The 10,946-nt window shown below is 36.3% G+C and carries 9 protein-coding genes; 8 read left to right on the top strand and 1 reads right to left on the bottom strand.

Going from position 1 to position 10,946, the window contains the following annotated elements; genetic code table 11:
* The first annotated feature begins 55 nt into the window (after positions 1 to 55).
* From pssA to ACFQZ9_RS11885, 7 genes are all read left to right on the top strand, one after another.
* Positions 56 to 547, top strand: a complete 492-nt coding sequence (gene pssA, locus ACFQZ9_RS11915; protein ID WP_327838593.1) for a CDP-diacylglycerol--serine O-phosphatidyltransferase — start codon at positions 56 to 58, stop codon at positions 545 to 547.
* Between the two features lie 214 nt (positions 548 to 761).
* Entirely contained in the window at positions 762 to 2,039 is a 1,278-nt protein-coding gene (locus ACFQZ9_RS11910) for a VTT domain-containing protein (protein ID WP_498943945.1), read from the top strand.
* 17 nt (positions 2,040 to 2,056) lie between these two features.
* Positions 2,057 to 2,770, top strand: a complete 714-nt coding sequence (locus ACFQZ9_RS11905; RefSeq protein ID WP_498943944.1) for a response regulator transcription factor — start codon at positions 2,057 to 2,059, stop codon at positions 2,768 to 2,770.
* Positions 2,748 to 4,100, top strand: a complete 1,353-nt coding sequence (locus ACFQZ9_RS11900) for a sensor histidine kinase (protein WP_498943943.1) — start codon at positions 2,748 to 2,750, stop codon at positions 4,098 to 4,100. The genes ACFQZ9_RS11905 and ACFQZ9_RS11900 overlap by 23 nt, the downstream gene beginning before the upstream one ends.
* 74 nt (positions 4,101 to 4,174) lie before the next feature.
* Complete coding sequence (locus tag ACFQZ9_RS11895) at positions 4,175 to 4,771, top strand: DedA family protein (protein ID WP_498943942.1); 597 nt, start codon at positions 4,175 to 4,177, stop codon at positions 4,769 to 4,771.
* Between the two features lie 218 nt (positions 4,772 to 4,989).
* Positions 4,990 to 6,177 carry an MFS transporter gene (locus ACFQZ9_RS11890; protein WP_498943941.1) on the top strand — a complete coding sequence of 396 codons (1,188 nt, stop codon included), beginning with the start codon at positions 4,990 to 4,992 and terminating at the stop codon, positions 6,175 to 6,177.
* 727 nt (positions 6,178 to 6,904) lie between these two features.
* Positions 6,905 to 7,402: a DinB family protein gene (locus ACFQZ9_RS11885; RefSeq protein WP_498943940.1), complete on the top strand. Its 498-nt coding sequence runs from the start codon at positions 6,905 to 6,907 to the stop codon at positions 7,400 to 7,402.
* 243 nt (positions 7,403 to 7,645) lie between these two features.
* Here the strand turns inward: ACFQZ9_RS11885 and bcaP are convergent, their stop codons facing one another.
* Complete coding sequence (gene bcaP / locus ACFQZ9_RS11880; RefSeq protein ID WP_498943939.1) at positions 7,646 to 9,037, bottom strand: amino acid permease; 1,392 nt, start codon at positions 9,035 to 9,037, stop codon at positions 7,646 to 7,648.
* Between the two features lie 700 nt (positions 9,038 to 9,737).
* Here bcaP and ACFQZ9_RS11875 point away from each other — a divergent pair.
* Complete coding sequence (locus ACFQZ9_RS11875; RefSeq protein ID WP_498943938.1) at positions 9,738 to 10,646, top strand: EamA family transporter; 909 nt, start codon at positions 9,738 to 9,740, stop codon at positions 10,644 to 10,646.
* Positions 10,647 to 10,946: the final 300 nt, after the last annotated feature.

Raw genomic sequence — 10,946 nt, 5'->3', positions numbered from 1 at the left:
TTTTAGAAAATGCTACATAAATGGGAAGCATTCGTCAAAGTCAGGGGTGGAATCCTTGTTCAATCAGATAGCAAAAGCTGTCCCCAATTTGTTTACAATTGGAAATTTATTGTGCGGCGTTCTTTCAATAACCTGTAATATGAGTGGATTTATAGAAGTAGCCTCAGTTTTGATTTTCTTTTCAGCAGTGTTTGATGTTCTTGACGGAAGGGTTGCAAGAGCATTAAAAGTAAACAGTGAATTCGGTGTCGTATTGGATTCCTTATCTGATATTGTTAGTTTCGGAGTAGCTCCTGCACTACTATTTCATTCAATATCGGCGCCATCAATATTAACTTCCTTAGCATTTATCCTCTTTCCTACGATGGGGGCATTAAGGTTAGCTAAGTTTAGTGTTAAGCCAACCATTGGGTATTTTAAGGGATTGCCAATTCCAGCGGCTGGATTGCCATTGGCCGGTATGGGATTCTTCTTATATAGCAATGCATGGATTACCTTAATCCTCGCGCTCTTAATGGTCAGTCCATTCAGGGTTAAAAAGTTTTAATTGTATGCTTCCTTTGTTAAAAAAGCTAGTAACCTTATCGAATGGGTAATAGCTTTTTTATTTTATCCATAAACCTTTTTCTTCCATTAATGCAAGATTAATAATTCATTAAGCTGCAAATTCTTTTCAAAAATCGTGCTACATTGTAAATAGATCTAAGGTGAAATTATGCTTATTAGTTCTTTTCTTCTTTAGCATTTTTGGAGGCATTGATATGTCATATTTAATAACACTATTCGAACAACACAGCTATCTGATTTTATTTATTGGAATCTTCCTTGAGCTCATGGCACTACCTATTTCTGGTGAACTTTTAATGAGTTATGCAGGGTACTTTGTATATCAAGGGAAAATGAATTACTTTTTAGCACTTCTGATGGTCTTTTTGTCTGGTGGTTTGGGAATAACCGTAACGTATTGGATTGGGAAGGCAGGAGGATATAAACTTATTGAAAAGTACGGGAAGTACATTCATCTAGGTCCTGAAAGATATAAGAAAACAGCTGCTTGGTTTGAACGGTCAGGCAGTAAATTGTTGGTGTTTGCTTATTTCATTCCAGGGATTAGGCATTTTACTGGGTATATTTCCGGGATTTCTAGAATGCCTTTTCGAAAATTTATCATTCCTGCTTATATAGGAGCATTTTTATGGGGTGTTTGTTTTATTACCCTAGGGAAAGTGTTGGGGCCTCAATGGGAGAGTTTCCATCAGGCAGCTAGTAAATATTTAATTATTTTCATTATTGTCATGGCAGTATTATTAGTAGGGTATTTAGCCTATCGGTTTTATAAAGTTCAAATTAAAAACTTTTTTATTTATTTATTAAAACGGGTAATTGAACGCCTAAAAACAATAAGAGCAACGGAAATATTTCTTATTTTCCTTACTTTAGTTTTGATTGGCATGGTTAGCTTGATGCTGGGGCTTGCTCAAGACTATCTATATAATGAGTTTACTCAGTTTAATGAAATTACTAAATACATGGTTCATTCAGTTGTATTTATGAGTTGGATGAAGGGATTTTTAGTATTCCAACCTCTGTATGCACTTTCTAGCATTATCGCTTTAACCATCATCCGTATTTGGATAAAGGGAAGGAACAGGGTCCTTGAGTACCTTTTGCTATTTGTTCCGATTTTAGGAGTAAGACTATTCCATGAATCAGTCATACAGATTTTTCACTCTTTACAAAGATTTGGTTTCTTAGGGAAATTTCATTCACCAAATTTTCCTGATTTAAATGGAATGATTATGATCACAATTTATGGAACTTGTTTATTTCTTCTTGTTCGTCATTCGAAAAGGAATTATATAACAATAACCATTCCAATTATTGGATTAGTCATATTAATTGGTTTTGCTATTGCAAATATTGCATTGACTAACGTACTTCCAAGTGATATTACTGGCGGCTACGTATATGGTAGCGTCTGGATATTTTTTAATTTCTTGTTATTTGAAATGTTAAGACTTGTGTTGGAAAAGTATTAAGAAAGGTCGATTTAAAGATGAAAACACATATTCTTGTAGTTGAGGATGAAACCCAAATTGCTCGTGTATTAAAGATGGAATTGGAGTATGAAGGTTATGAAGTAACAGTAGAGTATGATGGGAAAGCAGGATTAGAAACTGCCCTTCAAAAAGAAATTGATTTAATCCTATTGGATGTAATGTTGCCTGGTTTAAGTGGAATCGAAGTATTAAGGAGATTAAGAAGGGAAAATAAATTTACTCCTGTTATACTTTTAACCGCTCGAGATACAACATTTGATAAAGTAGCTGGATTGGACCAAGGGGCGAATGACTATGTAACAAAGCCTTTTGAAATTGAAGAATTATTAGCACGAATTCGTGCTTTTCTTCGAAATTTTCCTAAAGAGGAATCCAAAGAGCAGAAGTCCTTATTGAAAGTTGATGACTTAATCATAAATACAGAAACAAGAGAAGCGAAAAGGGGTGGAAAATCAATCACGTTAACACCCAAGGAGTATGATTTCTTGGTGTATTTAGTAATCAATAAAAATAAAGTTGTTACACGAGAGAACATTATCAATAACATTTGGGGATACGAGTTCGAGGGTGAAACCAACGTTATAGATGTTTTTATTAGCCACCTAAGACAAAAAATTGATGAGGATTTCTCGAATCAATTAATTACTACCGTCAGGGGAGTAGGTTTTACCATAAGGGAGAAAACGAATGAAGATTACAACAAAAATTAATCTTTTAACGACTGTCTGGATGCTTTGCATATTAATTCTTATTAATTTCGTAGTCTATATATCATTTATGAAAACAACAATAAATATGGAAGAAGATACGCTTTTTCAAAAGGCTGGGGATATAGTAAATGAAATAAATACAAAGCAATCACAATCTGAAATTGAAGATTATTTATCGGAACATTCCTATATTCGAATTATAGAGCCAAGGAATAAAATAGTCCATGAAGTAACGAATGATAAGATACTTTCAAAAAAGATAAAAGGGAAATATACAAAAATAAAACAGGCTAAATCTTATCTAATTTCGGAAGAACACGGGGAAGAGCAGGTATTGGTTGTACGTATTCCAATTAATAATGGTAATCAGTTTAAAGGAAGTTTGGAAATTGGTGAACGATTACAAGGGCTAGAAACAAGAAAAGAAATTCTTAGAGCAATCTTAATATTTTGTACCATAATGGCTGCATTATTGTCCTTATTGGGGGGAAGATGGTTGGCTAATATGATTATGAGGCCGATTTCCAATATGATAAAAACGATGGAGGAAATTGAAAAGAGTGGTGTTCCTAAGACCATCACCATTCAAAATAAGGCAAAAGATGAGCTCCAAACCCTAGTAAAAACCTTTAATCGTATGATTGATAGGATTCAAATAAATATGGACAAACAAAAACAGTTTATATCTGATGCTTCTCATGAATTAAAGACGCCTTTAACCGTCATTAAGAGCTATGCAAACTTATTAAGAAGGCGTGGATTAGAAAACAAAGATTTGGCGGAAGAAGCAATCAAAGCCATTCATTCAGAAGCAACAAGAATACAAAAAATGACCGATACTTTTCTAGACTTAGCTACATTAGAGAAAGAAAATGTTTTAGAGATTAAGGAAGTAGATCTGGTATCTTTATGCAAAAATATTTTAAAGCAATTTAAAGATGTTTATAGGAGAGAAATTACATTACATTCTAATGGATTTCCGATTATGATTTGTGCGGACGAATTGAAGATTAAACAGGTAATCATCATTTTGTTAGATAATGCCATGAAATATAGTAAGGACAAAATCGATGTGTTTCTGGAAAAGAATCAACAACATGCCATCATACGAGTAAAAGATTATGGAATCGGCATCCCAGAAGGCGAGATAAATAATATTTTTGAGCGGTTTTACCGCGTAGATAAGGCAAGGAGCAGGGAAACAGGAGGCTCTGGTTTAGGACTGCATATTGCCAAAGGAATTATAAAACTGCATAAAGGAGAAATTAACATTAAAAGTAAAGAAGGAGAAGGAACAGAGGTAGTATTATTTCTACCAATTTTAGAATAATGATTCAATTGGCTGCTGATTATTTTAGCAGCCTCTACTCTAAAGAAATTATTAAATTAAGGGGGGAAGAATTTGTGCAGCATATTGATTTCCTAATTGAACATTTTGGTTATTTTGGTATTATTCTCGTGTTAATCGGCGGTATTGTAGGCCTTCCGATACCTGATGAGGTGCTTTTAACATATGTCGGCTATAATGTCTTTCAAGGTAAATTAACATACATACTTTCTTTAATAAGTGCTTTTGTAGGAGCAGCAGGCGGAATTTCTCTAAGTTACTATATTGGCAAGAAATTTGGGATGCCCTTGTTAAAGAAGATTGGACCCAAATTTCACATCACCGATCAGAAAGTCCATTTAACAAGGAATTTATTCACTAAAATCGGACCTCCCCTATTATTAATTGGCTATTTCATCCCTGGTGTTCGCCACCTTGTAGCTTATATTGCTGCTATAAATAACTACCCTTTTAGAAAATTTATTGGTTATGCTTATTCCGGTGCATTTATATGGAGTTTTACTTTTATCACTTTAGGAAGAAAATTAGGAGAAAATTGGAATCGAGTTGATTTTTACGTATCCAAATACAGTCTTTATGTAATTTTGTTCTTTGTAATCGTAGTAATAATTTTTTATTATTTTTGGAAAAGAAGAGTTCAAAATGAATTTTAAGAAGTAAATATTAAAAATGTATATAACATAGAGTTTTATAAATTGATAAAATTTTAAAAATCAAAAAAGATTTTAATTGGAAATTATTTTTACATACATTCCTTCCTCGCATAAGTTTACTAATAGCAATAGCTTTAAACTGATATATGTCTTAAGTTCCTGAGAAATTAAAAATATTTAAAAAATACACACTATAAGAGAAAAATAGAGGTGATGAAATGATTAGTTCGGCGGAGCCAAATAAAAAGAGACTGTTTACAATGAATCCGGTAATTCTTGTACTAGGGCTAGTTAGTTTGTTTACAGACCTATCCAGTAACATGATTGTTCCCATTTTACCTTTATATCTTACGGCTGTTTTACATGTACAGGTAGGGGCAATTGGCGTTATTGAAGGAATAGCCGAAAGTACTGCTAGTATTTTGAAGTTGTTTTCCGGATGGATTACGGATCGCGTGGGGAAACATAAGCTTCTCATGTTAACGGGTTATGGTTTATCAAATTTGACAAAACCGCTTTTTGCGTTAAGCGCTTCATGGAGTCAGGTTCTTATTATTCGTTTTTCCGACCGATTTGGTAAAGGAATAAGAACCACACCACGTGATGCGCTCGTTGCCGATTCCACAACGAAAGAAGAGCGTGGAAAAGCGTTTGGTTTTCGCCGTGCTATGGATGCCTTGGGTGCAGCAATAGGACCATTGGCTGCTTTTGCAATTTTAGCCATTTATGCAGGTAATTATCGTCTTGTATTCTGGCTATCCGTTATTCCTGGGGTTCTGGCGGTTATCCTTATCGCCTTTTTTTTGAAAGAAAAGGATCGAGTTGAAAATGTAAAACAAGCCAGTCTTCCGAAAATAGGTTTTAGAAATCTAGATCGTCGCTTTATTTGGTTTTCTTTGATTTTCACGTTTTTTACAGTCGGTAACTTCTCGGATGCTTTTCTAGCTTTACGGGCACAGGATGTAGGGATGCTACCCGCTTTTATTCCACTAGCCTTTTTCGCATTGAATATGAGTAGCAGTATCTTTTCGATGCCTATAGGAATGTTATCTGATCGAATTGGTCGTCGTCCCGTCCTCATTTCCGGCTTGCTTATTTTTGCAGCCATTTACTTTGGTTTTGGCACAGTAAAAAACGTTCCTTGGATTTGGGTATTGTTTGTTTTATACGGATTTTACTATGCTTTTACCGAAGGGATACAAAAAGCTTATATTGCTGATATTGTACCCGAAGGGCAAAGAGGCACTGCGATGGGCACCTTCAATGCTATGACCGGTCTGGCGGCTTTGCCAGCAAGTATCATGGCAGGCTATCTATGGCAGACGTTTGGACCTATGGCGGCTTTCAGTACGAGTAGTGCGATTGCTGTAATCGCTGCACTATTAATGATTATCTTGCGCATTTAAGGGTTATGTAAACAATAATCATAAAAAAATACCTTTATAAGGCAATTGTTTTTAGAATTTTTCTATAAATTTAAGGAGAAGAAAATGAATAGGGAATTCGTAGATATTGTTCAGCTTGATAATCATAAATATAGATTTAGTAGTGTTCCTTCTGCTAAATGCAATTTCTATAATTATACAGCAAAAAGGTATAATCCCCTTAATTTAAGAGTTATACCTTTTTTTATTTAGCCTGGTTTAGCCTGGGTAAAAGAACTCTGTTGATTGGAGGAAATGAACATGTTAAACATACAACCAAAATTTAAGGGATTTTCAGTGCTCTAATAAAAAGGCCGCTTTATTTTATTTTTTAAAGGTCTGCCCTATAGGGTACTATATTTATCATGATGAAGGAATAAAAGCTGGATGAGCCGAATAAGTCATAGTGATCATGGTTTTGTTGTATTCTCAAAATAAATGATTGGAGTATTTCATTGAGAATATTTTTTCGTTATATGGCCGACAGTCGAAAATGAAGGTTATTTTATGCGTATGAATGGCTTTTTTCGAAATTGATTGAGGATTATTGTTATCGTCACCCGGAAATTTCGGATTACCCTGCCATGTTGGAGAGAATTAGAAGCTGGAGAAAAGGTATGTCCAATATGGGAGGGACCACTTGGATTTCAGATTTTTTCTTGTCTTTTAACTTTAAAAGATTACACTAAACAGTGAGGAGATTGGTTGTATGCAAGTTGTAACCAAAATGTTTTTAGAACAACTCGACATGCACTGCCATGAGAATGATTGGTTTGCATCCATGGATCAGGCGCTTCATGGAGTCATCGCAGCTGAGGCAGCATGGACAAGTTCGGGAATCAGCAATTCGATTTGGCAGATTGTCAATCACTTGATATTTTGGAATGAAGACGTAATCCATCGAATTAAGGGCACAGAGAATCCGCATAAGGCAGAAGACAATGAAGAAACCTTTGGAAATCCGGGTGATCCAGAAGACGAAATTGGGTGGGCCCAGACAATGCAGCGCCTTAATGAAGTCATGAATAAATTAAAAACGGTCATTGCGGACCTTGACGATGAAAAGTTAAAAGCTCCGTATGCAGCTAACAGGTACTCTATTGAGCGTTTACTCAGCAATATCATGATGCACGATACGTATCATCTCGGCCAAATTGTTCTGTTGCGAAAGTTGCAATCCTCTTGGGGTGGCGTTGATTGGTCCTAAAGCACCATAATTCAGCGACCTTCCTCGCCCAGCCTTAGAAGCAGTATATAGTATTCACTTTCGCTTGTAAAAAAATCTAGGAATAAAAAAAATGTAACAATAAGAATTGCAAAGTTATTATGCTGCTGCCATATCTGCTCCATTTACACATCTTCATGAAATTCGAAGTCGTGGATTTTACTATAAGAGGTAAAATAAAACACACTTGGAAAGTACCAAGTGTGTTTTGCATGTTATGCTTGTTTATTCTTTGCTCAATACCGAATGTCTTTTCCCATAACTAAAGTAAATAATTAAACCGATCACTAGCCATACGACGAAACTAATCCATGTAATCGATGGAAGTTGAAGGACTAGATAACCACAAGATAGGAAGGCTAGAATCGGAATCCATGGTACAAACGGAACGCGGAAACCTTGTTTTGGCGGACCTTGTTTTTTGCGTAAAAACAAAATGCCGATCGAAACGGACATGAACGCAAATAGCGTGCCGATATTCGTTAATTCAGCTAGCTTACCAAGTGGGATTAAACCGGAAAAAATAGAAACGAGGACAAAGGTAATCCACGTATTTACAACCGGCGTTTTCGTTTTTTTATTTATTTTTGAAAAAGCCTTAGGAAGCAGCCCATCTCGGCTAATTGAGTAAAACAAGCGGGTTTGTCCATAAACCATTACGATTAGAACGGTGGTAATCCCAGCAATGGCTCCTAGGGAGATGAAACCAGCAATCCAGTCTTGATGAATGTAACTAAGTCCGAATGCGACAGGATTTTTTACATCCAGTAATTGATAGGGAACAATTCCTGTTAAAACCGCTGATACCGCAACATATAGAATCGTACAGACGATCAGGGACGCTATAATTCCAATTGGCATATTGCGCTGTGGGTTTTTTACTTCTTCTGCTGCTGTTGAGACCGCGTCGAAACCAATATAAGCATAGAAGGCTGTTGCAGCTCCAGCTGTTACCCCTGAGAATCCGAACGGCATAAAAGGAGTCCAGTTAGCAGGTTTCACATACCATGCACCGACACCAAGAAATAGGAGAACAACCACTATTTTTATAATTACCATGATGGTATTAAAACGCGCTGATTCTTTTGCTCCTCTTGTTAACATGAATGCGACGATCAGAGTGATAAAAATTGCCGGTACATCTATATACGTACCATGTGCCGGGTCATATGCACTCGAGATTACTTTCGGAATGTGGATCCCAAATCCGGCGATTAAACCTTGAAAGTAACCCGACCATCCGCTGGCAACAGATGCGCTAGCAAATCCATATTCGAGAATCAAATCCCAGCCCAGCATCCAGGCGATAATTTCGCCAAAAGTAGCATAACTATAGGTGTAAGCACTGCCTGATACGGGTACCGTAGAAGCAAATTCTGCATAGCAAAGGGCAGCAAAAACACAGACGAGCCCAGAAATAATAAAGGAAAGGATCAGGGCAGGTCCTGCATGTTCGGCTGCGGCGACCCCTGTCAGAACAAAAATTCCGGTTCCAACAATGGCGCCAATCCCGAGCATGGTTAAGTCAAAGGCGCCTAATTCTTTTTTTAATGAAACCTCTTTTCTTCCTGACTCTTTTATTAAATCTTGAATGGATTTTTTTCTGAACAAATCCATATGATAGTTCCTCCTCAAATCAAAATCAACTAAATATTCCGATAAAATAAGCAAATAAGAATGATAGCGAATTTTGTCGAATTTCACAACGAAATTAATAATATAATTTATTTTGAAAAAAATCAATATTTTCTAAAGATGAAATTTTCCCAAATTAAAGGCCAGGAGATCATCGAAAAATAGGTTTACGATTCAAGAAAAGTGACCTAATCCAGGCTTTGGCCAGGCTTTTTGAATGAAAAAGTTATTTTGGCCCATAAAATGGGTGTTTGGCACATATATCAGGGAAACGGCACATAAACCACGCTGAATGGAACATAAAATTGATGAACTGCAGCCAAAAGCAAAAAAGGTAATAAAAAGAGGCGGAGGTCATCGGAAAATAGGTTTCCTATTCAAGGAAAATTACCGATAGTTGACTGTAAGCTTATTCGAAACTTCATTATAGTTTGCCCCAACGTAATCCTATCAATGTGAGCTACTTCATTCTTATTAATTACCTTGTTCATAGGATAATTAGGAGTTTAGGTTATCAATGAATGCAGTTGACAAGTTTCATGGCTGATTATAAACTTTAATGGAATTAAATAATAAAACCTTTCTACGGATGTGGATTTTTCTAGAGTTACTCTATTTTCGCCACACAATTACCTTATTGGTAATTGTGTGGCTTTTTTATGTTTAAAAGGAGGTAAAGCTTTTGAAACCTTTGCATTATGCATTCATTGTTTTTTTAGGTGGAAGCTGTTACGGAGTATTATCAACATTTGTCAAACTTGCCTACTCAGCAGGTTTTTCAGCGCCAGAGGTAGCAGGTGGACAATTCTTTTTCGGAACACTGCTGATTTGGCTTGTTTTTCTGTTTACCAAAAAGGGAAAAGTAACATTTAAACAAATCTTCAAACTGCTATTATCTGGAATTCCGGTTGGCTTAACAGGTTTATTTTATTATCAATCATTACAAACACTGGATGCCTCATTAGCCATCATCTTTTTATTTCAATTTATTTGGATGGGTACCCTTTTTGAGTGGATCTTTCACAGAAAAAGGCCTTCCAAAGATAAGCTTTTTTCTATCGCTATCCTTTTTGTTGGTTCAGGTTTAGCTGCAAATCTTATTTCGCAAGGGGGAGCCGCTCTCTCGTTGCAAGGAGCGATCTGGGGATTGCTTGCTGCTTTCATGCATACCACTTTCATTTTTCTGAGTGGTTCAGTTGAGAAAGATACTTCTCCAGTGCTAAAAAGTGCTCTTCTTACTACCGGTGCCTTAATTGTTGTATTTGCATTGTATCCACCAACATTTCTATTCGACTATTCTGTCTTAACGGGCTTGGCGCCATATGGGCTATTTCTTGGTTTTTTTGGAGTTGCTCTTCCACCGCTTTTATTTTCAATTGGAATGCCTCATATTGGACCGGGGCTTGGTACCATATTAGTTGCTTCCGAACTTCCAGTAGCCGTTACCCTGTCTTCGTTCGTTTTGGCGGAACCCATAAGTTGGTATCAGTGGATTGGAGTATTCATCATATTAGGCGGGATTATAAGTGGGAATGTCCGGTACGGCAAAAGAAAAATCCATTCTTTTGATGAACAAAAGATGGCCCATTGAGTGGGGGGACAATTTCTAATCTGAGTTTTTTTGAGATAAATATTAATAGCCAATTCAAGATTTATATCACTTGAATTGGCTATTTTTAGACTAAGTGTCCGCTTATTTTTAAAACCCTCCAGGGAATTGTCTTATAATCGCGAAATCTTGGGGTCAATCTTGGGGTCAGCCCCCCGCTCAGCTAAAGTTTAAAACTGTAAAGTAAAAGAATCCCTGCTTCATTGAAGCGGGAATTCTTATTGACTATTTGAGAGGGAAGAGCCTCCTTTTTTCACAGATAAATGTTCTAATATGTACGGA

It is taken from the genome of Neobacillus sp. GCM10027624 (assembly GCF_042675345.1).
GTDB lineage: Bacteria > Bacillota > Bacilli > Bacillales > Cytobacillaceae > Neobacillus > Neobacillus cucumis_D.
Note: the sequence above shows the minus strand (reverse complement) of the source record. Positions and strands in the feature narration are given on the sequence as shown.

What these genes read in the sequence shown, in the direction of transcription:
- ACFQZ9_RS11900 (WP_498943943.1), top strand. Translation starts at nt 2,748, where the DNA reads ATGAAGATTACAACAAAAATTAATCTTTTAACGACTGTCTGGATGCTT.
- ACFQZ9_RS11910 (WP_498943945.1), top strand. Translation starts at nt 762, where the DNA reads ATGTCATATTTAATAACACTATTCGAACAACACAGCTATCTGATTTTA.
- bcaP (WP_498943939.1), bottom strand. Translation starts at nt 9,037, where the DNA reads ATGGATTTGTTCAGAAAAAAATCCATTCAAGATTTAATAAAAGAGTCA.
- ACFQZ9_RS11890 (WP_498943941.1), top strand. Translation starts at nt 4,990, where the DNA reads ATGATTAGTTCGGCGGAGCCAAATAAAAAGAGACTGTTTACAATGAAT.
- ACFQZ9_RS11905 (WP_498943944.1), top strand. Translation starts at nt 2,057, where the DNA reads ATGAAAACACATATTCTTGTAGTTGAGGATGAAACCCAAATTGCTCGT.
- ACFQZ9_RS11885 (WP_498943940.1), top strand. Translation starts at nt 6,905, where the DNA reads ATGCAAGTTGTAACCAAAATGTTTTTAGAACAACTCGACATGCACTGC.